Source organism: Streptomyces sp. WMMB303, from assembly GCF_029351045.1.
GTDB lineage: Bacteria > Actinomycetota > Actinomycetes > Streptomycetales > Streptomycetaceae > Streptomyces.
Map to the genome: position 1 here is coordinate 3,248,577 of NZ_JARKIN010000001.1, position 22,092 is coordinate 3,270,668.

At 73.1% G+C, this 22,092-nt stretch carries 20 protein-coding genes and 1 riboswitch; of the genes, 11 read left to right on the plus strand and 9 right to left on the minus strand.

Annotated elements, in window-relative coordinates; genetic code table 11:
* The first annotated feature begins 1 nt into the window (after position 1).
* From P2424_RS14470 to P2424_RS14480, 3 genes are all read left to right on the plus strand, one after another.
* Positions 2–1,894, plus strand: a complete 1,893-nt coding sequence (locus tag P2424_RS14470; RefSeq protein ID WP_276476156.1) for a DUF1998 domain-containing protein — start codon at positions 2–4, stop codon at positions 1,892–1,894.
* Positions 1,891–2,994, plus strand: coding sequence for a DNA helicase (locus tag P2424_RS14475; protein WP_276476157.1), 1,104 nt, complete (start codon positions 1,891–1,893; stop codon positions 2,992–2,994). The genes P2424_RS14470 and P2424_RS14475 overlap by 4 nt, the downstream gene beginning before the upstream one ends.
* Positions 2,995–3,170: 176 nt before the next feature.
* Positions 3,171–3,614: a PPOX class F420-dependent oxidoreductase gene (locus P2424_RS14480; RefSeq protein ID WP_276476158.1), complete on the plus strand. Its 444-nt coding sequence runs from the start codon at positions 3,171–3,173 to the stop codon at positions 3,612–3,614.
* Between the two features lie 248 nt (positions 3,615–3,862).
* Here the strand turns inward: P2424_RS14480 and P2424_RS14485 are convergent, their stop codons facing one another.
* From P2424_RS14485 to P2424_RS30990, 5 genes are all read right to left on the minus strand, one after another.
* Positions 3,863–4,810, minus strand: coding sequence for an aldo/keto reductase (locus tag P2424_RS14485; RefSeq protein WP_276478974.1), 948 nt, complete (start codon positions 4,808–4,810; stop codon positions 3,863–3,865).
* Between the two features lie 191 nt (positions 4,811–5,001).
* The gene (locus P2424_RS14490; protein WP_276476159.1) at positions 5,002–6,252 is read right to left on the minus strand and encodes a peptidoglycan DD-metalloendopeptidase family protein; all 1,251 of its coding nucleotides are present in this window, start codon (positions 6,250–6,252) and stop codon (positions 5,002–5,004) included.
* An 11-nt stretch (positions 6,253–6,263) separates the two neighbouring features.
* A riboswitch (cyclic di-AMP (ydaO/yuaA leader) is annotated at positions 6,264–6,468 on the minus strand.
* Positions 6,469–6,655: 187 nt separating this feature from the next.
* Complete coding sequence (locus tag P2424_RS14495; RefSeq protein WP_276476160.1) at positions 6,656–7,930, minus strand: PP2C family protein-serine/threonine phosphatase; 1,275 nt, start codon at positions 7,928–7,930, stop codon at positions 6,656–6,658.
* A 979-nt stretch (positions 7,931–8,909) separates the two neighbouring features.
* Positions 8,910–9,728 carry a DUF4232 domain-containing protein gene (locus tag P2424_RS14500; protein ID WP_276476161.1) on the minus strand — a complete coding sequence of 273 codons (819 nt, stop codon included), beginning with the start codon at positions 9,726–9,728 and terminating at the stop codon, positions 8,910–8,912.
* A gap of 323 nt (positions 9,729–10,051) precedes the next feature.
* Positions 10,052–12,082 (minus strand): protein kinase, encoded by a 2,031-nt coding sequence (locus P2424_RS30990; RefSeq protein ID WP_346660085.1) that lies wholly within the window; start codon positions 12,080–12,082, stop codon positions 10,052–10,054.
* Positions 12,083–12,100: 18 nt separating this feature from the next.
* Here P2424_RS30990 and P2424_RS14510 point away from each other — a divergent pair, with 18 nt between their 5' ends.
* From P2424_RS14510 to P2424_RS14530, 5 genes are all read left to right on the plus strand, one after another.
* Entirely contained in the window at positions 12,101–12,775 is a 675-nt protein-coding gene (locus P2424_RS14510; protein ID WP_276476162.1) for a sigma-70 family RNA polymerase sigma factor, read from the plus strand.
* Between the two features lie 68 nt (positions 12,776–12,843).
* Complete coding sequence (locus P2424_RS30995; protein ID WP_346660086.1) at positions 12,844–13,242, plus strand: sigma factor; 399 nt, start codon at positions 12,844–12,846, stop codon at positions 13,240–13,242.
* Complete coding sequence (locus tag P2424_RS14520) at positions 13,194–13,463, plus strand: hypothetical protein (RefSeq protein ID WP_276476163.1); 270 nt, start codon at positions 13,194–13,196, stop codon at positions 13,461–13,463. The genes P2424_RS30995 and P2424_RS14520 overlap by 49 nt, the downstream gene beginning before the upstream one ends.
* Positions 13,464–13,727: 264 nt before the next feature.
* A complete protein-coding gene (locus P2424_RS14525; protein WP_276476164.1) occupies positions 13,728–14,408 on the plus strand; it encodes a TetR/AcrR family transcriptional regulator in 681 nt (226 codons plus the stop codon).
* Between the two features lie 118 nt (positions 14,409–14,526).
* The gene (locus P2424_RS14530) at positions 14,527–15,612 is read left to right on the plus strand and encodes an NAD-dependent epimerase/dehydratase family protein (RefSeq protein ID WP_276476165.1); all 1,086 of its coding nucleotides are present in this window, start codon (positions 14,527–14,529) and stop codon (positions 15,610–15,612) included.
* A 142-nt stretch (positions 15,613–15,754) separates the two neighbouring features.
* On the opposite strand, the gene P2424_RS14535 is transcribed toward P2424_RS14530, so the two are convergent.
* The gene (locus P2424_RS14535; RefSeq protein WP_276476166.1) at positions 15,755–16,876 is read right to left on the minus strand and encodes a HAMP domain-containing sensor histidine kinase; all 1,122 of its coding nucleotides are present in this window, start codon (positions 16,874–16,876) and stop codon (positions 15,755–15,757) included.
* 6 nt (positions 16,877–16,882) lie between these two features.
* Complete coding sequence (locus P2424_RS14540; RefSeq protein ID WP_276476167.1) at positions 16,883–17,602, minus strand: response regulator transcription factor; 720 nt, start codon at positions 17,600–17,602, stop codon at positions 16,883–16,885.
* 125 nt (positions 17,603–17,727) lie between these two features.
* On the opposite strand from P2424_RS14540, the gene P2424_RS14545 reads away from it, so the two are divergent.
* The 3 genes from P2424_RS14545 to P2424_RS14555 are packed head-to-tail and all read left to right on the plus strand — an operon-like array spanning position 17,728 to position 19,963.
* Positions 17,728–18,444, plus strand: a complete 717-nt coding sequence (locus tag P2424_RS14545; RefSeq protein ID WP_276476168.1) for a glycosyltransferase family 2 protein — start codon at positions 17,728–17,730, stop codon at positions 18,442–18,444.
* The gene (locus P2424_RS14550; RefSeq protein WP_276476169.1) at positions 18,441–19,214 is read left to right on the plus strand and encodes a DUF2064 domain-containing protein; all 774 of its coding nucleotides are present in this window, start codon (positions 18,441–18,443) and stop codon (positions 19,212–19,214) included. The genes P2424_RS14545 and P2424_RS14550 overlap by 4 nt, the downstream gene beginning before the upstream one ends.
* Positions 19,211–19,963, plus strand: a complete 753-nt coding sequence (locus P2424_RS14555) for a class I SAM-dependent methyltransferase (RefSeq protein WP_346660087.1) — start codon at positions 19,211–19,213, stop codon at positions 19,961–19,963. The genes P2424_RS14550 and P2424_RS14555 overlap by 4 nt, the downstream gene beginning before the upstream one ends.
* Here the strand turns inward: P2424_RS14555 and P2424_RS14560 are convergent.
* Together P2424_RS14560 and P2424_RS14565 are read right to left on the minus strand one after the other, a co-directional pair.
* The gene (locus tag P2424_RS14560) at positions 19,915–20,535 is read right to left on the minus strand and encodes a hypothetical protein (RefSeq protein WP_346660088.1); all 621 of its coding nucleotides are present in this window, start codon (positions 20,533–20,535) and stop codon (positions 19,915–19,917) included. The two genes, P2424_RS14555 and P2424_RS14560, sit on opposite strands and share 49 nt — an antisense overlap.
* On the minus strand, positions 20,532–22,079 hold the full coding sequence (locus P2424_RS14565; protein ID WP_276476170.1) for a molybdopterin-dependent oxidoreductase: 1,548 nt from the start codon (positions 22,077–22,079) through the stop codon (positions 20,532–20,534). The genes P2424_RS14560 and P2424_RS14565 overlap by 4 nt, the downstream gene beginning before the upstream one ends.
* Positions 22,080–22,092 lie beyond the last annotated feature (13 nt).

Genomic DNA, 22,092 nt, shown 5'->3' on the forward strand with positions numbered 1-22,092 from the left:
GATGAAGGACGTCCGGCACAAAGTCCGCAGGTCACAGACCATCGTTCCGTTCGGTGTCGGCGGGATCATCGACCTGCGTGGTGAATCGTTCGTCGCCGAGGACACACTGGGGTGGGCAGCCTCGGCCGAAGCGGTGGAAGCACCCCGTCTCGTCGCCAAGCTGGGCGTTCACGGTCTCCGCGCGGCCCCGGCCGTACCGTCCGGCAAGGCTGCGCATACGACGCGCTCGGGGCCGTTGTACGTACGCTTTCCCAAGTGGTTGTTCTGCCCTCAGTGCAGGAACATGCTGCGGTGGCGTCCGGATTATGAGGTCCGGAACAGACAACCGACATGCCGGCAGTGCGCCGGAAAAGTGCAGTTGGCACCGATGCGTTTCATCCAGGTGTGCCGGGCCGGCCACATGGCCGACATCGACTGGCGCCGATGGGCCCATTCCCGGAGCGACGACCACGCTCAGCGCCAGTGCCAGGTCAGCCGCCTCCGATTCGTCGCGACTCCGGACTCGTCCGGTCTGGAGGCCCTGCGGGTGCGCTGCGCCGTCTGCCGGGCCAGTCGCAGTCTGGCGGGGCTCAGCCGGCAGAACATCCTCGGCAAGTCCGGGTTCAGGTGCCCCGGCACCCATCCGTGGGAGTCGGAGTCCGACGAGGCGGAAGCCTGTGAGGAAACACCGCAGGCCGTGCAACGCGGAGCCTCGAACGTCTACTTTCCGATCACGCACTCGGCGATCGACATTCCCGCGCCCTCGGGATTCTCCGTGGACGACGAGGCGGCCCAGGCCGTCATCAATGACAAGCACTGGACGATGCTCATGAGCGCCGACAACGGTCCCATGGCCCCCGCCTACCGCACCCTGATCGCCATCTCCTGCGGCGTCGACGAAGACTTCGTCGAATCGCTGGAGCGTCGCCATGCCGCCGAGACCGCCTCGGTGCCGTTCATGGGGGATGCCGACGACGACCTCAGCATCGCCGAGTGGGCCGCGTTCTCCGAACCCGAGTCCGCCGTCGACTCGGAGACGTTCTCGGTACGTCGGACCAGCCTCGAGGTGCATGACGGGGATCCGGTCTCGATGAGAGAGCTGGCTGCGCGGCTCTCGACAGTCGTCGTCGCCCATCGGATTCGCGAGGTCCGGGCGCTCGAAGGATTTTCCCGGTACGAACCGAGTTCCGTCGAGGGTGAGGCGGGCGAGGGCGGGCGAGTCGTATCCGTCAACACCCGTGCGCGGGCCCAGTGGCTGCCGGCTGTCGAGACCTACGGCGAAGGGATCTTCATCGCCGTCGACGAGGAACGGCTCAGGTCGTGGGAGCGCATTCCCTCGGTCCATGACCGAACACTGTCGATCGCGAGGAATCTCGAAGCGTCCTTCAAGGTTGACTGGCTCAGAGGGAAGACCGGGCCGGCTCTGCTGCCTCGCTTCGTCATGCTGCACACGCTGGCGCACCAGTTCATTCGTCAACTCTCCTATGACAGCGGCTACAACGCAGCTTCGCTCCGCGAGCGCGTCTACGCGAGAAGCCACACCCCGGGGAGCGGCCATCCTCCCCAGGCAGGGGTGTTCATCTACACGGCCGCCGGAGACACCGAAGGAACGCTGGGCGGACTCGTCCGTCAGGGACAGCCCCCGAACCTGGTCGAGACATTGATCCGGCTGCTCGAGTCTGCGCAATGGTGCTCCCAGGACCCGCTCTGCGCCGACTCCACCGGCAGGTCCCTGGCAAACCTCAACCGAGCCGCCTGCCATGCCTGCACGCTTCTCCCCGAGACGAGTTGTGAGATCGACAACTCTCTGTTGGACAGAACTCTCCTGATCGGTGACGGCACCGTCCCGGGCTTCTTCGGCGACGTCGTCCGTGCGGCGTTGGAGGAATCCGCTGAAGCCGTCGATCAGTCATGAGGGCGCCCTCTCTGCTCGACCTGGAAGCCGAACAGCGTCCGGTCATCGATCTGCCCTTCCGCGGCAGCCATGTCGTCACCGGGAATCCCGGCTCGGGCAAGACCGTTCTGGCCGTCCACCGGGCCTGGGCGCTGGCCACGATCGGGCGCGAGGTCACACTCCTCACCCGCTCCAATGTGTTGCATCAATATCTGGCCCAGCTGGCGCCCGACCTCACGGAGTCCGTCCGGGTCACCACCTCCTACCGGTGGATCCGGGACTTCTGGAACGAACGCTTCGGCTCGGACCCGCCGAAGACCGACGAAGAGGGATGGAACCACGCCTGGGTCGAGATGCAGCAGGCCTGCATCGTCCGAGGTGTCACATCAGCGGCGCACCTCGTCATCGACGAGGGCCAGGGGCTTCCTGTCGATTTCTACCGGTGGTGCCGCCTCCTCGGCGTCGAGTTCACTGTTTTCGCGGACGAGAACCAGCAGATCGGGGACGACCAGAGCACCGTCTCCGAGATCCACCGGGAAGTCGTGGCAAAGACTCCTCCTCTGGTCCTGCGTGAGAACCGCCGGAACAGTCGGGAGATCGCCATGCTGGCCTCCGAGTTCCAGGAGGGAGGAGGGGAGCGAATCCCGCTTCCGTCCAGGAGCGCGGGTCGCACACCGACGGTCCTCAGTGTCCCTTCTCTGGACTATCTCATCACGGGTATCTCTCAGTACTTCTCCGCACACCCTGAGCGCAGCATCGGGATCATCTGTCGGTCGAATCACCTGCAACGCGACATCCAGAGTCGGCTCACGAACGTCGGACTGGCCGCGCACACCCAGGCCTATGTACACGACGATCGGTATCGGAACACCATCGACTTCTCCAGCCGGCCCATCCGCATCCTGAACACGAACAGCATGAAAGGACTGGAGTTCGACAGCGTCTTCGTTCCCGATCTGGATGCGTACACGGAGGACCCGACTGGCGTGGCCGCGCGTCTTCGCTTCTTCGTGCTCTGCACCCGTGCCCGGGAGGACCTCCACCTCGCCCATCGCGGCTCCCGGGAGCCCGCGATCCTCTCCGACATCCCCGAATCCCTGTTGGTCCGACATGCCGGCTGACAGATAGCCTTCACCACCCGTACCGGACGCCCCCGCAGAATCAGCGACGCAGCCGGGCGGGACCTCCCGAACCGTCGCACGCGTCGCCGTGTACCGCACATCCCCGCGTACTCGAGCCGGGCCCGGAACGATATGACCACTGCCCGCTTCCACGCCGAGACTCCCGGAGAGAACCCGTGACCGACATCCTCGACACAGACGTCCGCCTTCTCCGACTCCTCTCCGAACACGACCGAGGCGTGCTCGTCACGTTGCGGCGGGACGGGCGCCCTCAGCTGTCCAACGTCAATCACACGTATGACCCCGACAAGCGGTTGCTGCGGGTCTCCATCACGGCGAACCGGGTCAAGGCCCGGAACCTGGCGCGGGATTCGCGGGCCAGTTATCACGTGACGAGCAGCGACGGGTGGGCGTGGACGGTGGTGGACGGGACGGCGGAGCTGACGCCCGTCGCACAGGATCCGCACGATGCGACCGTCGAGGAGTTGATCGAGGTGTACCGGGCGATCCGGGGCGAGCACCCGGACTGGGCGGAGTACCGGGACACCATGGTGGCCGACCGGCGACAGGTGGTGCGGCTTCCCGTGGAGCGGGTGTACGGCCAGCCGCAGCGGGGCTGAGCGGCTGCCGGTGCCGCGTTCCCGGTGCTCGGGCAGCTCTCGTACCACCGGTACACGAGGTGTCTCGGGTTCCCGTCGCCCGGGTGGACGGCGGGAACCCGAGCCCGGCTCGGCCGCGGCGCCGGCGCCGGGCAGCCGCACCACCGTGTCGCACCACCGGGCATCCGCAACGCACCGCCTGCCCGCCCGCTCGCCGTGTCACCGTTGCGGCCTGCCGCCGTGTCATCGTGCGGCCTGCCGACGAGGCGCTACGCGGACGCGTCCGTCAGCAGGCGGAGTTCGTCGTTGGTGAGCCGCAGGTCGGCGACGGCCAGCAGGGCGGGGAGCTGGTCGACCGCTCGGGCGCTGGCAATGGGGGCCGTGACGGTCGGCTGCGCGGCGAGCCAGGCGAGCGCGACAGTGGCCTCGGACGCCTGGTGCGCGGCGGCGACGGTGGTCAGTGCGGCGAGGACGCGCTGGCCCCGCTCGGTGGCGAGCAGCTGCGCTGCCTTGCCCGCGCGTGCTCCCTCGGGGACGGCCTCGCCGGGACGGTACTTGCCGGTGAGGAATCCGGAGGCCAACGCGTAGTACGGCAGGACGGCCAGCGACTCGCGTCGGGCGAGCTCTTCCAGTTCGCCCTCGTAGGTGTCGCGGGAGACGAGGTTGTAGTGCGGCTGGAGCGCCACATACCGGGCGGCGCCCTCCCGGTCGCTGAACGCGAGCGATGCGGCTAGACGGGCCGGCGAGATGTTGGAGGCGGCGATCTCGCGGACCTTGCCCTCCCTGACCAGGTCGTCGAGGGCCGAGACGATGTCGGAGACCTCGACGGATTCGTCGTCGAAGTGCGTGTAGTAGAGGTCGATGCGATCCGTCTGCAGGCGGCGCAGCGAATCCTCGCAGGCGGCTTTGATGGTGGCGGGGGCGAGTCCCATGTGGTCCGGGTGGCGGGCCACCTTGGTGGCGACGACGACGTTGTCGCGTACGGAGGGGCCACGTGCGGCGAGCCACTCACCGATGACGGTTTCCGACTCGCCGCCCCTGTTGCCCTCCACCCAGGCCGAGTAGCCGTCGGCCGTGTCGATGACGTTGCCGCCCGCGTCGGTGTAGGCGTCGAGCACCGCGAACGAGGTGGGGGTGTCCGCCGTCCACCCGAAGACGTTGCCGCCGAGCACCAGCGGTGAGACGGACAGTTGACCGATCTTCCTGTCGGCATTCATCTGCATGCCGCGACCGTAGCGCGGGGGCGGGCGGTCCCGCAGGCGCGCACACCGGGCGGCCCGGACGTCGCGCCCCGATGCCGGTCCGTGTCGGGGGCACGCGTGCGGTGCGGTCAGCTGTGACTCCCGTGTCCGTGCTCAGACCCCTGAGTCCCTTGTCCGTGCTCGGACCTTGACGTGCTTGTCGGCGCTCAGACCTTGACGCCCTTGTCGCGGAGCCACGGCAGCGGGTCCACCGGGTCGCCGCCGTGCGGGCGGACCTCGACGTGCAGGTGGGGGCCCGTGGAGTTGCCGGTGGAGCCGACCCGCCCGATCACATCGCCGGTGCCGACCTTGTCGCCGGCCGATCTGGTCATGGACGAGAGGTGGCAGAACCAGAGTTCGGTACCGTCCTCCAGCCGCAGCACGACGCGGTAGCCGTACGAACCGGCCCAGCCGGCCTCCTTGACCGTTCCGCTGTGGACGGCCTTGACGGGCGTGCCGTTGGGGGCGGCGAAGTCCTGTCCGGTGTGGTCGCTCTGCCACATGCCGCCCGCCTGGCCGAATCCGGCGCTGAGCTGGAAGGAGGCCAGCGGTGCCGTGTAGCTGCGGGCGAGTTCGGCGCGGCGGGCCGCTTCGGCCTTGCGCTTCCGCTCGGCTTCCGCCTTGCGCTCCTGCTCGGCGGCGGCCTCGCGCGCCCGCTCCTGCTTCGCCTCTTCGGCAGCGGCGGCCCGTTCCGCGGCCTCCGCCGCGGCCGCGCTCGCGGCCTGCCGGGCCGCCTTCTCGCGGGCTTCCTCGTCCGCCGCGGAGCGGTGGCGTTCGGCCTGTTCGAGGATGCGGGCCCGCAGGGCCTCGCCCGCGTCGGTGCGGCCCGCCGCCCTGTCTTCGTCGGAGAGCCCGGCCTGGGTGAGGGGAGCGGCTTGCGCGTCCCCGGCGCTGCCGGAGCCCGTCGCACCGTCGGCGTCCTCGGAGAGCAGGCCGCCGATGCCGGGCAGGTCCTCGGCGTCGGGCAGCCGGTCGGGGATGCTCCGGAGCGCGTCGGCGGCGGTGTCCACGTCGGGTACGGATATCGTGCCGGGGTCCCGGTCCTGGGCGGTCGCCATACCGCCGGCGCCGACGGCTGCGATCATGCCGACCCCCAGGACGGTGCCGCCCCGCGCCACGCCTCCGGCGCGCTGCTTGGCGACCCGGTGCCGGCCCCGTACCGGAATCGCGGAGTCCTCGGAAGGGTTCCAGTCCTCCCACGGCTCGTCACCGGCTTCACTCGCGTCCTTGTGCGGCGGCATGGGGCCGGGGCCCGGGCCGGCGGAGTCGCCGTATGTGGACGGTCCCGGGACGGGGCCGCGGGGCGCGGCCTGGCCGTAGGGCGCTGCCGGGCCTGCGTGGCCGGCCGGGTCGGTGGGTGGGGCGTACGCGTCCGTCTGGGACGCATGGCCGACGAAGCCCTGGGATCTGGAGGCCACGGGGGCGCTCTCCTTTCCTTCCTTCTCGCCTACCGGGTTAGCTGACGGGTTCGGAGCAGGAAGGTCTCCTACGGGCGTCCTCTCGCAAGGGCGTCCGATTCACCCCGTCCCCCTCGTCCGGCTGACGAGGAGGGGTGGTTCCCCGGTTCCCACGGTGCTGTGCGGCCGATCGGGTGCTGCTGTTGCACCGCGTGCGGGATTCGGCGACGGCGCACGGTGCCGTCTTCCGTGACGGCAGTGACGACCGTGCTGCGTTATCGGACGTTAATAGAACTGCGCCCGGGATTCCAAGCCGTTCCCCGTAATTGACGTGAGTCCCGCCTCGGTCTCCACCGGCCCCCTCCGTGCCTGCCCGGCCCGCGCGGCGTCCTGCGGTGGGGGCGCGCCGGCCGGCGCACCGGGCTCAGGCGTCGCGCGATGTGTCGCCCGGGGTGTCGCGGGCGACGGCGAGCAGGGCCATGTCGTCCGCTGACCGGCCACCGGTGTGGGCCGCGACATCGACGAGGACCGCCGCCAGCAGCTTCTCCGGATCGGCGAAGGAGGCGCGGGAGAGGCGCTCGGCCGGCTGGTAGAAGTCGCCCTCCGGGTTGCGGGCCTCGGACAGGCCGTCGGTGTAGAGGAGGAGCTGGGCGCCGGGCGGGAAGACGAACTCGTCCACCTGCTGAGGCGATACGGCCAGGTCCGTCATGCCGAGCGGGAGTGCGGGGATGGTGGGCTCCAGCAGGGCGGCCCGGCCGCGGTGCAGCAGCACCGGAGCGGGGTGGCCACGGTTGAGGACGCGCAGGACGACCTGCTCCTCTGCGGCTCTCTCCTCCGCGGCCGCGCTGCCTTGGCCACCACCCGCTGCACCCGGTGCGCGCGGCCCACCCGGTGCTTCCGGAGTGGTCGGGGACGCTCCGGGCGCGGGAGGATTCGGGGGCTGCGTGCTCGGGTCGACGACCTCGACCAGTACCGCCGTGCTGAAGTCCTCCAGCCGCGCCGCACCCTGGAGGCGATGGGCGTCCCGCTGGAGAGCCCGGTCGAGACGGGCCGCCACACCGGGGAGGGTCGCCTCCCGCTCCGCCGCTTCCCGGAACGCCCCGACCAGGAGGACGACGGCGGCCACCGCGTCGAGCCCTTTGCCCCGTACGTCGCCCAGCAGCAGTCTTACGCCGTACGGAGTCTCCTCCGCCGCGTAGAAGTCCCCGCCGATCCGGGCCTCGGCCTGCGCCGCGCGATACCGCGTCGCCACGCTCAAGGCACCCACGTGGGAGGGCGGTGTGGGCAGTACGGCGTACTGCACGGCCTCGGCGATGCTGCGCGCGGAGGCCAGTCTGCTGCCGCTGCGGAGCAGGACGTAGTTCACGCCGACGGCGAGGACGGAGACGGTCACGATGGTGATGGACCGGGCCTCGGCCTCCAGCACATTGCCGGAGTCGTGGAAGGCGGAGAACAGGATGGTCGCCCCGGAGGAGAAGATCCCGGTGAGTACGGTGCCGCGGAGGCCCAGGAAGGCCGCGGCGGCCAGCGGAGCGGCGGCGAACGGCGCCGAGACCGACACTTCCCGGGGCGTCGCGAAGTCCAGGACGACGCCCAACGCGCACAGCGCGGCGGGCAGCCATCGCGCCAAGCGCCACAGCCGACCCACATTGCCGCCGTACCCGTTCACCGGCTCTGTCCCGGCCGCCCTTTCCCGCACGCTTCCAATCTGACCCGGACGAGGGCTTCGGGCCAGTCAGGAGCGGGCGAAGGAGGCAGGAGCCGAGTGGCACACCGGAGCCGTTCGGCCCCGCGGCAGCCACGAGTGTCTCCGGTCCGCCTCCCGTACCACGGAAGGGACAGCACCGCCCGTCGAACGTCCGGCGAACAGCGGAGTCCGGACGCCGTCCCTCCACCCGCGTCGACGTTCCCGCGGGTCCCCGCGGGCCGGCACACCCGGATCAGGTCCCGTCCGATCCGGGCCAGGTCTCTGTCCGCTCGGGACCGGCCCCTGTCCGACGGGGTACGGCACACCCCGTCCCGGCCTGCGCACGTCGCGCCCCTTACATACGGAAGCGGTACCTCCGCGGGCTCCGGGGCCACCGTCCACGATGGGTATCGCAGCGGTGGAGATCAGCGCGGGCCGGTTCGTCGAATGCACGCACGTGCTGTGGCAGGACATCGTCCTGAACGCCGGGATGATCCTCAACATGGTGGGGATCATGCTCTGGACCGTCTGGGGGTTCAGGGAACGCAGACACGGGATACGCGGCGCGTTGCGCAAGGCCTACAAGAAATCGTCGGACGCCGGTGGCTGGAAGCCGCGTACTCGCTGGATCCTGGCCGGGGTGTCGGTGGCCGTGGCCGTCGGTCTGCTGATCCTCGGCGCGGCGCTCTCGTCCGCCGGCCGCGAGGAGGGGCATGCCGCCCTGACGATGGGCGGTGTCCTGGCGGGCCTGTTGGCTGCCGGTGGGACCCCTGCTCCGCCCGGTCCCCGGCGAACGGCCCGAGCGCTCGAAGGAGTGGGCCGACCCGGAGGACCTGGACGACCGCCTCTCGTCCTGACCTCGTGGCCGCTTCCGCCGCCCCGGGATGCGTATCCGGCCGGAAGCCCCGGCCGGCCGGATACCCGGCGTTCCGGCCAACAGGCAGGGCGAGGTGGCGCCCGGAGCGCGGCGGCACGGCCTGCGGGCGGGGCCTCAGCCGCCGGTGCCCGGGGCCAGCGGACCGATCTTGGGCACGGACGCCTTGCCGGTGTTGGTGACCGGGCCTCCGGACCAGTCCACCCGCAGGGAGCCCCGCTCGTCGGGCGGGGTGACCTTGGCCGCGCTCGGGGTGACCGTGGTGACGTTCGTCATCTTCGGATTGGTGTAGGAGAGCGGGGCCCAGGCGCTCTTGCCGGGCTTCAACTCGACGGTCCGGACCTTCCCGTCGGTGCGGTGCGGATCGAAGGAGACCTGCTCACCGGCGTCGTTGACGAAGGCGAGCCCGGGGTAGCCGCGCACGGTGCAGGTGTCGTCGGAGTGGTTGGTCAGCACCAGCGCGAAGTTCTCCTGCCCGGCTCCCGGGTGATTGTCGCCGAACGACGCCTTCAAGTCGCCCGTGCCGCACCGGGAACCGGAGGACGAGCCCGATCCGCTCCTGCTGTCGGACGAGTTCGCGGAGGACGAGCCCGACGCCTCGGAGTCCGACGCGGAGGAGCCCGAGCCGCTCTCGTCGCCGTGCTTGCCGCCGGTGTCCTCGCTGCCGTTCTTGCCGTCCCCGTTCCCGGAGTCGCCGGACTTGTCGCTTCCGGCCGGGGCGGCGTCGCCGCCGACCTTCTCCGGAGCCGGTTCGGGGTCCTTGCCGCAGCCGACCACCAGCGCGCCCGCCGCCAGCACCGCGGTCGCGGCGGCGGCGACGCGCGTCACCCGGCGCCGCCTGCGGTGGTTGGCGCGCGGTGCGCCGGGGGCCGGGACTTCGGCCTCGGACGGGGTCGTAGCGAGCTGCGCGGTTGTCGGGTCCTGGCGCTTCGTCATGGCTGCCGTCACTCCCTGGTCATGCTGTCGCGCGGTCGTTCGGCCTCCCCGCGGCCTCGTGTGCGTGCCGGTTCTCGTCTCCAGCGTGCCTCGGGGCTTTCGCGCCGTACACAGCATTCGATGGCCGATCACGCGGGAAAGTTCACGGCCGCCCGGGATTTTTTTCGCGTTCGGTCGCGAGGCAGGGTCTGGACCGGAACGCGCGCGCCGCATGGGGCCGAGAGGACGTACGGGATGAAACCGACGCCGGGCGGCCGACCGTCGCGCAGCAGCCGTCCGCCCCCTGCCCCTGCCCCTGCCCCTGCCTCTGCGGCACACCGGCCCTACGAGGCGTCGGCGCCGACCCGCAGACTGCCCAACACCTTGTCCGTCTTGTCCGAACAGCCCTCTTCGCAACGGATCTGCACATACACGGGGGATCCACCCTGCTTCGTCGACTTCAGGCCGATCTCCTCCAGCGAGTACCCGGAGGCGCAGGACGACCACGTACGGATGCGCCCGCTCCACCCTCCACCGCTGAAGGTCCGGCTCCCCGCGTAGTCGCACTCCGAGTGCTTGATTCCGGCCACCTTGTCGGGCAGTACCTCCGCGGCGCCGGCCGCGCTGCTCTCCCCGTCCCCGCCGTCCCCACCGTCAGCGCCGTCCGCGCTCTCGCCGCCCTTGCCCTCCGCGGCCCCGAGACCGACGAAGACTCCGCTGGTCTTCGAGGTGAGGTCCTGCCAGCCGTGCACGTCCTGCGCGACGAGCAGTCCGGGCGCGTGGTCGGCCGACAGCCCCAGCGAGGTCGGATTCCAGCCCGAGTCGGTGAACTCCCGCGCCCAGTCGCCCGGCACCCGCACGCTGATCCGCCCGCTGGTGTCGCGCACCTTCACGGTCGAGGGCGTCCGCTGGGGGTCCGGGGCCAGCGCCGTGGCGGCCACTCCCAGCCCGGCCAGCACGACGACGGCCGCCCCGAAGGCCAGCGCCCGCGTCCGGCGGCGCCGCGTGGGACGCGCGGACGCCGTGCCCTCCGGCGAGGGGCGGACCGCGGCGGGATCGGGCGCCGGGGAGTCTGGTGCGCCGGCCGCGGACGTCTCCGGCGCCGCTGCCTCGGAAGAGGAACCCGCCGGAGCGGAACCCCCGGCGGGCGGCCCTTCGGGCAGGGCGCCCTCCGGAGCGCGCCCTCGGGATGCGTGGGAGCGCCCGGCGGAAACGGACCCCCCGGCGTCCGACGCGGACGAACCGGACCCCGACGACGCGGGCCCGGCGCGGTCCGGCTCCGCAGGGGCGGGTTCCGCAGGGGCGGGTTCCGCACGGTCCGGCTCCGCCGTGGCGGGCCCGGCTCCGGCGGAGGGCGCCTCGGACGCGAGTGGACGGCCGACAGCCGCTCCCGACGTCCGGGAGGGCGGCTCAGCGGCCACAGTCGCCGGCTGAGCGGCCTCCGGGGACGCCGGACGCACCGTGGACGGCATACCGCTCGGGGACGCCCAGGACGGCGCGCCGGAGCCGTCCTGGCCTGCTGCCGCGTCCGGGGCGGCCTCCCCCGCGCCGGGCGAGGCCGGCTCGTCCTCGGCGTGCTCCAGCGTCTCCGCGATCCGGTCCAACTCCCGCGCCAGTGCCGCCGCGGTCGGCCAGCGCTGTTCCCGGTCGGGTTCCATCGCGCGGCCGACCGCGGCCCCCACAGCGGACGGCAGCCCGGGGCGCAGCTCGTCGAGCGGCATCACCCGGTCCGGCGTTCCGGGCGTGGCGCCCGAGACCAGGTGGTAGAGCACGGCCCCGAGGCTGTAGACGTCCGCGCGGGCGTCGATGCCCTCGAAGGGTTCGGCCTGTTCCGGCGCCATGTAGCCGACCGATCCGGCGACCACCGTCAGTCCCGACGCGTGGGCGAGGTTCTTGGCCAGGCCCAGATCGGCGACCAGCACCCGCTCCCGGCCCTGTACTCCTCCGCTGGTCAACAGGACATTGGATGGCTTGATATCGCGGTGCACCACCCCGGCCTCGTGGAGGGCCTCCGCGCCGCGTGCCGCCTCGGCGGTGAGCCGCACCGCCTCGGCCACCGGCAGCGGACCCAGCGTCATCCGGTCGGCGACGGTGCCCTGGTCCGCGTACTCCATGACGAAATAGGGGCGTTCGTCATCCAGCTCTCCCACGTCGAAGACCTGGACCACGCCACCCGAGGACGCCTTGCGCAGCAGTCGGGCCTCGGCCAGGAAACGGTCCCGGATATCCATTCTGTGCGCCCAGTTGTCGGCCATCACCTTGACGGCGACAGGTGCCTCCAGACGGTCGTCGTGTGCGAGCCACACGACCGCGAAGGCGCCGGAGCCGAGACGACGGTCGACCCGGTAGCGGCCGATCTGATCAGGTGAAGGCATGCCCCTTATGATGCCTGGATGTGCCCACCGTCCTCCCCCCACGCCGTGAACCAGCCATCCGGGCAGCCTGAGCCGACCGGCGCCGGAGCGACACCGGAGCCCCTCGACCCGTCGGAGCCCCTCGACCCGTCGGCGCCCGCCGACACCGAAGCCCTCGCGGCGCGCGCGGCGACCGGGGACGGCGCGGCCCTCGACGCACTGCTGCGCACCATCCGGCCCGACGTGGTCCGGCACTGCGGCCGGTTCCTCCTCTTCCGCGAGGACGCCGAGGAAGCCGCGCAGGACGTGCTGCTGCAGGTGTCCCGGCACATCGAGCGCTTCCAGGGCCGCAGCCGCTTCAGCACCTGGCTGCACACGATCGTGGCCAACTGTTCCCGCCAGAAGTACCGCGAACTCAAGCGCCGCGCCGTCGAGCAGCCGACGCTCCCGCACCAGACGAGCGCCCCGGAGCAGCGCCCGGACCCGCGGACGACGAGTGTGATCGCCGGCTCCCGGGTGGACCTCCTCGAGGCACTGGAGCGGCTGGAGCAGGAGAGCCCGCACCTGGTGGCTCCCCTGGTCTACCGCGACGTGTGCCAGATGGACTACGCCGAGATCGTCGACCGACTCGGCATCCCGCTGGGCACCGTCAAGTCCCGGCTGCACCACGCCCGCCGGCAGATCCGGCCGTGGCTCACCTCACAGGAGCTGTGACCTCCGCGCCGCGGTCGGAGGCCGCGGCGCGGAGCGGCCGCGACCGGCCGCGTGCTGCACTGGGCCGCGTGGTGGACACGACGCTGCAGTTCGAGGCGCACCGGGCGCGGCTCTTCGGGATCGCCTACCGGATGCTGGGCTCGGCGTCCGAGGCGGAGGACCTCGTGCAGGAGACGCATCTGCGCTGGGAACGCGCCGACCGGGACGCGGTGGCGACGCCGGGTGCCTGGCCGGCCGAGGTCGTCACCGATCTCAGCCTCAACGAACTGGCCTCCGCCCGGGTACGCCGCGAGCAGTACGTGGGCCAATGGCTGCCCGAGCCGGTGCTGACGACGGCCGACGGCACCGTCCACGGGGCGGCGGGACCGGCGGCGGCGCACCCGCGCGGCAGCGGTGGACAGGGCTGGTGGAGACGTTCGTGGCGGCCGCCCGTGAGGGGGATCTCCGGCGGCTGGAGCGGCTGCTGACCCGAGGGCGTGGTCTCGCGCGGACGGCGGCGGCCGCGACCGTTCTGGTGCCGTGCGAGGTGAACGGCGGGCCCGCGCTGCTCGCACTCGCGGACGGCGGACTGCCGGGTGTGGTCACGCTGGAGGTGGCCGAGGGCCGGATAGCCGCGCTGCGGATCTGTGTGGGCCCGGACAAGATCGCTTACGCGGCACGGCAGTTCGCGGCGTCCGCGCCGAGCTGACCGCCGCGCCGGTGCGGCTCGGGGCCCTTCGGTGGGGAGCGGCAGGCATGCGGGGCGGGGTTGTCACGTTCGGGGCCGCTGTCCGGTCTCCAGGGGGACGGCACATTCCCGAACCCGGAGGAACGAGTCCCATGACCCCTTCGCCGCACCCGACCGGGCCCGCGCCCGGCACCCCGCACACCGCGCGCGGCGAGACGGGGCTCCGGCTCGGCCGGGCCCCAGTAAGGTGGCCCGAGCGAGCTGTAAGGGAACTGGAGACCCGTTGTGACACCTGAACCGGGGGCCCGGCGGAGGACGGCCGGCCCGGGAGCCACCGCCTCACCCGGCACCGTACGGCCCGGGGGACGTACGGCGCGGGTGCGCGAGGCGGTGCTGCGCGCCGCCGGGGACGCCCTCGCGGAGCACGGTTTCGCCCATCTCGACCTCGCCGAGGTGGCCCGCCGCGCGGAGGTGGGCAAGACGACGGTCTACCGGCGCTGGGGGACGGTCACCGCGCTGCTGGCGGATCTGCTCGACGACATGGCCGAGCAGTCCGAACCCCGCATCGAGTCGGGCGCCCTCCTCGAGGATCTGACGGCCAACGCCGCACTGGTGCGCCGCACTCTGACGGACCGCCGGCAGGGCGCCCTGTTCAAGGCGGTCATCGCCGCGGCCACGTGCGACGCGCCCGCGGCCGAGGCTCTGCACCGGTTCTACGCGGCCCGGATCGGGGAGTGGGCGCCCTGCGTGCGGCAGGCGGCCGAGCGGGGAGAGGTACCGTCCGACACGGATGCCGAGCAGGTCATCCGCGCCGTCTCCGCACCGCTGTACTACCAACTGCTGACCACCGGCGCCCCCCTGGACCGGGCAGCCGCCGAACGGGCGGCGCTGGCGGCGTACGAGGCGGCCCGCGCGGGGGCGTTCCGCACCGTCCGCCGAGCCGAGGGCGCCCACCCCGCACGGTAGGACAATCCGCACGGATCGGGTGCTCATGAGGGGTGTCGGCGGAGATCGGGTTCTTACGGAGCGGTGACACGGTGCCGCGCACCGTTGCGCGGCGCCCGCACACCTCTAGCGTGGCTGTATGCGCGTTCTTGTCACCGGCGGTGCCGGATTCATCGGTTCCCACGTCGTGGAGGCCCTGACCGACGCGGGCCACGAGGCGGTCGTCCTGGACGCCCTGCTGCCGTCGGCGCACGGTGAGGGCGCCGCATCCCCCGCCACCGTGCCGGGGGCGCGGCAGCTGCGCGGCGACGTGCGCGACCGGGACGCCGTCGCCGAGGCGCTGCGCGGTGTGGACGCGGTGTGCCACCAGGCGGCGATGGTCGGGCTGGGCAAGGACTTCTCCGACGCCCCGGAGTACGTCAGTTGCAACGACTTCGGCACGGCGGTGCTGCTGACCGCGATGGAGCGGGCCGGGGTGCGGGCCCTGGTGCTGGCCGGTTCGATGGTCGTCTACGGGGAAGGGCGCTACACCTGCCCCCAGCACGGAGTCGTCCGGCCGGGGCCGCGTGCCGTGCCGGACCTGCGTGCCGGGCGGTTCGAGCCGCCGTGCCCCGACTGCGGCGCCGCGCTGCGCCCCGGGCTGGTCGGCGAGGACGCGCCGCTGGACCCGCGGAACACCTATGCGACCACCAAGCTCGCCCAGGAGCACCTGGCGGCGGCGTGGGCCCGCGCGGTCGACGGGGCCGCGGTCTCGCTGCGCTACCACAACGTCTACGGGCCCGGGATGCCCTGTGACACGCCGTACGCGGGAGTGGCCTCGTTCTTCCGCTCGGCGCTCGCCCGCGGGGTGGCCCCCACCGTCTACGAGGACGGGGCGCAGCGCCGGGACTTCGTCCACGTGCGGGACATCGCAGCCGCCAACGTCACCGCGCTGGAGGCGCTGCACACGCCGGGCGCGGGCCGGGCGCCGGGCTCCTTCGCCGCGTACAACACCGGCAGCGGGGACCCGCACACCATCGGCGAGACGGCCAGCGCGCTGGCCGAGTTCTACGGCGGGCCCGACCCGGTGGTGACGGGCGAGTTCCGGCTGGGCGACGTCCGGCACATCACGGCGTCCTCCGAACGGGCCGCGCGGGAACTGGGTTGGCGCGCGCAGATCGGTTTCGGGGAGGGCATGAAGGAGTTCGCGGTGTCCGACATGAGGGCGCCGTCGGGGCGGGCGTAGCGGACCGTTGCGCCACCGTCCCCGTTCCCGCGCCACCGGATGCAGCCGATTCGCCGGATGCAGCCGACTCGCCGGGTGCCGCCTGCTCCTCGGCGGCCCCTTCGCGGGCTGCCGATCCGCCGGAGGACCGCTCGGCGCGGGCTCAGCCCGGTCCGGCGGTCGGCAGGGTGAGTTCGAAGCAGCAGCCGCCGGTCACGTTGTGGACGGCCGCCGTGCCCCGGTGGGCCTCGACGATGCCGCGGACGATGGCCAGCCCCAGGCCGGCGCCCGGGGGCGTGCGGGCGTGGGTGCCGCGCCAGCCGGTGTCGAAGACGCGGGGCAGGTCCTCCTCGGGGATGCCGCCGCAGCCGTCCGTGACGGAGAGGACGACCTGCTCCTGGACGCTGCGGACATGCACCGCGACGGTGCCGTCGGCCGGAGTGCGCCGGATGGCGTTGACGAGCAGGTTCCCCAGCACTCTGGTCATCTCGCGCGGGTCCACCTCCACCGGCACGTCGGTCAGCGCGTCGCCCACCAGCCGGACCCCGCTCTGCCGGGCCAGCGGGTCGGCGCCCGCCAGCGCTTCCGCGACGAGTTCGGCGGAGGCCACCCGGTGGGTGGTCAGGGCGAGCGCGCCGGCGTGGATCCGGGAGAGTTCGAACAGGTCGCCGACCATGGAGTTGAGCCGTTCGACCTCGGTGCGGATCTGCCGCAGGCAGCGTCCGGTGTCCTCCACCATGCCGTCCTCCAGCGCCTCGGACATGGCACGCAGTCCGGCCAGCGGGGTGCGCAGATCGTGCGAGATCCAGGCGACCAGTTCCCGCCGGGAGCTCTCCAGTGCCCGCTCGCGGTCCCGGGAGGCGGCCAGTTTCTCGCTGGTGGCGGCCAGCTCCCGGGTCAGGGCCGCGAACTCGGCCGGGTCGTCCGCCTCGGCCGCGCCGGGTGCCGGGAAGCTGCCGCCGTCGCCGAAGGACCGCGCCGCGCGGGTGAGGGCGTGGCTGCGGGCCGCCACCCAGCGGCCCAGCAGCAGCGCGGTCGCCAGCGAGACGACGGCCGCCATGGCGACGACGGTGGTGATGACGAACAGGTCGTGCCGGGAGAGGAACATGGCCCAGGCGACGGCCAGCGTCCCGGAGAGCATGGCGGTCACGGCAACGGTGGAGACGACCGTCAGGGACACGGCGAGCGAGCGGTGCCGCAGGGCGCGCAGCGCCAGGGCGCCCAGCAGTCCGGCGGCTGCGGCTCCCAGGAAGGCGAACAGGGCGATGAGCAGCATGTCGTGCACGGTGGTTCAGTCCTCCTGCGCGTCGGCGCCCGGGTCGAACCGGTAGCCGACCCCCCACACGGTCCGGATCAGCCGGGGCTGCGCGGGATCGTCCTCGATCTTGGCGCGCAGTCGGCGTACGTGGACGGTGACCGTCGAGAGGTCGCCGAAGGCCCAGCCCCACACCTCGCGCATCAGCTCCTCGCGGGAGAACGCGCGGGCAGGGTGCCGCAGCAGGTGGGCCAGCAGGTCGAACTCGCGCACGGTGAGCGAGAGGTCGGTGCCGTCCCGGGCGGCGCGCCGGGCGAGGGGGTCGACGGCCAGTCCCGCGGCGCGCAGCACCGGGGCGGGCCGCGGCGCCTCTTCGGCGTGGCGGCTGCGGCGCAGCACGGACTCGACGCGCAGCACCAGCTCGCGGGGGCTGAACGGCTTGGTGACGTAGTCGTCGGCGCCGACCTCGAGGCCCAGCACCCGGTCGCCCTCGTCGCCGAGTGCCGTGAGCATGATGACGGGTACGGGTCCTCTGCCGCGCAGTTGGCGGCAGACCTCCAGCCCGTCCATGCCGGGCAGCATCAGGTCGAGCACGACCAGGTCCGGCCACCGGGCCGCGGCGCGTGCCAGCGCGTCGGGGCCGGTCTCCGCGCGGTCGACGGCGTATCCGGCGCGCTGGAGGTACCCGGTGACGACCTCGGCGACGGTGGGGTCGTCGTCGACGACCAGGACACGCCCGGCGGGTGGTGGCTGCATGGCCTCAGGGTCGCACCGGATTCCGGAGCGCGGGAGGCGGGTCGGCGGCGGTCGGGGCGATGTCCGTGTTTCGTAAGAACACGAAGTCTGGAATGTCGCGTTTGGCTCCGTAGGGTGTGCGGAGCGTGATCGAACCTCGTCCGAAGGAGGCCGTGCCCGTGCCCGGTGTCGATGTCGTACTCCCCTGCCTCGACGAGGAAGAGGCGCTGCCCTGGGTGCTGGAGCGGGTCCCCCCGGACTGGCGTGCGATCGTCGTCGACAACGGCTCCACGGACGACTCGGCGGCCACGGCACGCGGACTGGGCGCGACCGTCGTCTCCGAGTCCCGGCGCGGCTTCGGCGCCGCCTGCCACGCGGGGCTGACGGCCGCCGAGGCGGACATCGTCTGCTTCTGCGACTGCGACGCCTCGCTCGACCCCGCCCTCCTGGTGCCGTTCGTGGAGGCGGTGCGGGAGGGCCGCAGCGACCTCGTCCTGGGCCGCAGGCGCCCGCAGACGCGCGGTGCGTGGCCCGCGCACGCCCGCGCCGGCAACCTCGCGCTGTCCCGGATGCTGCACGCACGCACCGGCGTACGACTGCACGATCTGGGCCCGCTGCGCGCGGCCCGCCGCGAAGCGCTGCTGGCGCTCGGACTGACCGACCGGCGCAGCGGATACCCGCTCCAGATGGTCGTGCGGGCGGCGGACGCCGGGTGGCGCATCGAGGAGCGCGACGTGCCCTACCGCCCGCGCACCGGCAAGTCCAAGGTGACCGGCACCTGGCGGGGCACCTGGCACGCGGTACGCGACATGCGGGCGGTGCTCCAGGAACCGCCCGTCACCGAACAGGAGGCTTCCCGATGACGACGTCGCCCCGCCCCGCCGGGGGGCCCACCCCGGAGGAATCCGCCCCGGAAGGAACCGCCCCGGCGGGAGACACCACCCTGCTCGTCATCGCCAAGGAGCCGCTGCCCGGGCGGGCCAAGACGCGGCTGTGCCCGCCGTGCACCCCGCAGCAGGCGGCCCGGCTGGCGGCGGCCGCGCTGCACGACACTCTGGAGGCCGTGCGGGTCATGCCCGCCGCGCGCCGGGTGCTGGTGCTGTCCGGCCGGCCCGGCGAGTGGCTGCCTCCCGGCTTCGACGTCGTGCCGCAGTGCTCCGGCGGTCTGGACGAGCGGCTGGCCGCGGCGTTCGCCGCGGCGGGCACCGGCCCGGCGCTGCTCGTGGGCATGGACACCCCGCAGGTGACGCCCGCGCTGCTGGAGCCCGCGCTCGGTCCGGACGGTTGGCGGGAGTGCGACGCCTGGTTCGGGCCCGCGCTGGACGGCGGCTTCTGGGCGCTGGGACTGGCCCGCCCGGATCCCGCACTGCTGCGCGGGGTCCCGATGTCCACCGCGACGACCGGACAGGCGCAACTCGACCGGCTCACCCGGGAGGGGCTGCGGGTGCGCCGACTGCCCGCGCTGCGCGACGTGGACACCGCCGAGGACGCGGTGCGGGTCGCCGCCGAGACACCAGGCAGCCGGTTCGCGGCCGCCGTGGCAGCGGTACCGGAACTGCCGCCCCACCGCCCCGGCATCCCCACGGGCCGCTCCCCGCAGGACACCGCGCAGCACCGGACGGCCGCCCCATGACGGCCACCACGCGCGCCACGCCCCCGCACCAGGCAGCGTCCGCGGATCCGGCCCCGACGGGCACCGCTGCGGCGCCCGAGCAGCAGGACGCTCCGGGCACCCCGTGGGGCGCCGACCCGTACGCGGACGCGCTCCGCAGCGGCCGCGGCCCGCTCTTCCTGCGGCGCAGCGACGGCTGGCTGCTGCCGCTGGAGGTGGAGCGCTGGTGTGCGAGCGCGGATTCCGCCGACATGTCGGTGCTGCGCCGCTGCGAGGGCGCGGTGCTGGACGTGGGCTGCGGGCCGGGCAGGCTGGTGGCGGCCCTGTCCTCGCTCGGCCACCGGGTGCTGGGCATCGACGTGAGCCCGGAGGCCGTCGCCCGCACCGTCGGCCTCGGCGGTACCGCGCTGCACCGTTCGGTCTTCGAACCGCTGCCCGGGGAGGGCCGCTGGGGCAGCGTGCTGCTGATGGACGGCAACCTCGGTATCGGCGGCGACCCCGAGGCGCTGCTGGAGCGCTGCGCCCGGCTCCTGGCACCGGACGGGCTGCTGCTGGCCGAGACCTCGCCCCTGGACGTGGACGAGCGGGCCCAGGTGCGGATCGACGACGGGCGCGGCGTGCACCACCCGCACCCCGGCAGCGGCCGGCCGTTCCCCTGGGCCCGGCTGGGCACCGCGGCCCTGCTGCGGTACGCGGCGCCCGCCGGGTGGGCGACCGCGGGTCAGTGGGGTTCCGGCGGGCGCTCGTTCGTCGCGCTGCGGCGCCCCTGAGGGTCCGGCTGCCGGTCGCGGCGGCCGCGCAGGGTCCGCGCGGCCAGCCACACTCCGGAGACGGTGAACAGGCCGACGGTCAGCCACAGCCAGTGCAGCGCGTAGCCGTTGTTGCCCTCCGGCCGTCCGGTGAGTCCCGCGTACCGGTCGGCCGGCCCGGTGATCAGCGGGAACCAGACCAGTAGCAGCAGGAGGGAGAGCAGGGCCGGGATCCGCAGGTGGTTGACGTACCGTCCGGCGAGCCGGGGCACCCGGTCGGCCAGCGAGTACAGCGGCACCAGCACCAGATCGTGCAGCAGCGCCGCACCCACGAACCAGACCGCGACCCCGAGCCAGTCGTCCGCCAGGAAGCGCACGCCCGCGTATCCGGCGAGCACGAACGAGGCCAGCAGCAAGGCGATCTGGAACGGACTGCCCAGCAGTCGGCGCAGCCCGGCGGCTCCCGGCCCCCGGTCCGCTCCCGGCTTCCGCCGTCCGGCTCCGGCTCCCGGCTCCCCGGCGGCCTCCGCCTCCGCGCCCGTCCGGCCGTCCGCGCCGCCGCCCGCGGCGGCTTCCTCCGGGCCGCCGCTCATCGGTCCGCTCCGAACGCCAGCCGCCGGACCCACTTGGTGTTGTGCACCCCGGGCGCTGCCGGAACGATGACCCGCGCCGGGTAGCCGTGGTCGAGGGAGAGGTCCTCACCGCCCACCCGCAGCGCCAGCAGGGACCGCGGGTCGCGCACCTGGTTGTCCCGCAGCGCGGCGTGCCGGAAGGCACCGGAGCGCTGCAGGGAGGCGACGAACACCCCGGGCAGTCCGTCCCTGGGGTCGAAGCCGACCAACTCCGCCAGGTCGCGCAGCCGCACACCGCTCCAGTGCTGGTCGGAGGTCGACCAGCCCTCCACGCAGGCGATCGGCAACGCGGCGGAGTGCTGCGGCATGGCCAGCAGATCGGCCCGGGAGAGGCGCTGCGTGGGCCCGCCGGGACGCTCCAGGGTCAGCCGCCAGCCCGCTCCGGTCTCCGCGCCGGTGATGCCGACGGCGGCGGCCGTCTTGTTGATCTGGAAGGCGTTCGCGCCGCTCCCCGGTTCCGGCCCGCCGTGCGGCGCCAGCAGGGCGGTGCGGCGGGGCAGTCCGTCGAAGTTCTGGCCCACGGTCACCGCCAGCAGCAGCACGGAGCCGCCGCCCACCGCACCGAGCGCGCCGCGCCGCGTCAAGGTCGGCGCCGCCGGACGCGGTGCGACCAGCCCGGTGTCCAGGTCCGGCTCGCGTGCTCCCTCGTGGGCGCGCTCGGGCGCGCCGCCCGCGGCCCGCCCGCCGGGCCGGTCGTACTCCTCGGGGCCGTCCTGCTCCCCGCCCTCGTCGTACTCTCCCGCGGCGGCCGGCTCCTCGGCGCCGCCAGGCTCCCCCGCGGCGACCCGCTCCTCGGCGCCGGCCGTCTCGGACTCCCCGGTGCCGGCCCGCCCGGCGGCCGCTTCGTACCGGCGGGCCGCGCGCTCCTCCCGACCGGCCCGTCCGGTGCCGCCCGAGGCGAAGTCGCGCGGCGCCCCGTTGCGCAGCGCGTGCAGGGCCTTCGGCAGCCGCAGGACGACGTGCACCACGAAGGCGGAGATGAACACCCAGGCACCGTAGAAGTGCAGCGGGTAGAACGAGCCGGGGAACAGGTAGTCGAGCTGGACGTTCAGCAGCCCCGTGACGAACTCGAACAGGACACCCCCCACGAGCAGCAGCAGCGAGATCCGCTCCAGCGCGTGCGCCGCCGAACGCGCCGGCGGCAAGGTGAACAGCTTGGGGACGACCGACCAGAGCTTCGCCAGCAGCACCGGGACGAGCACCACACCGAGCGTGACGTGCAGTCCTTGGGTGAGCCGGTAGAGCCAGTACGGATCGGTCGGCCAGGCGAACAGGTAGAACCCCAGCAGTCCGCGGTCCGGTGTCCGGTCGTTGGGAGCGGCCAGGTCCGGGTTGTACGCCGCGTACGACAGCAGCCCGGTGACGAACAGCACGGTGATGCCGAGCAGCAGTACGACACCGAGCAGCGCCGTCAGCCAGGGGCCGCGCAGCGGACTGCGCCAGAAGCGGGGATCGGTGGGGAGCCGGGTGGACGGGGGTGACGGAAGGGTGCGGTGGTCGCCCATGCGGCGACCGTAT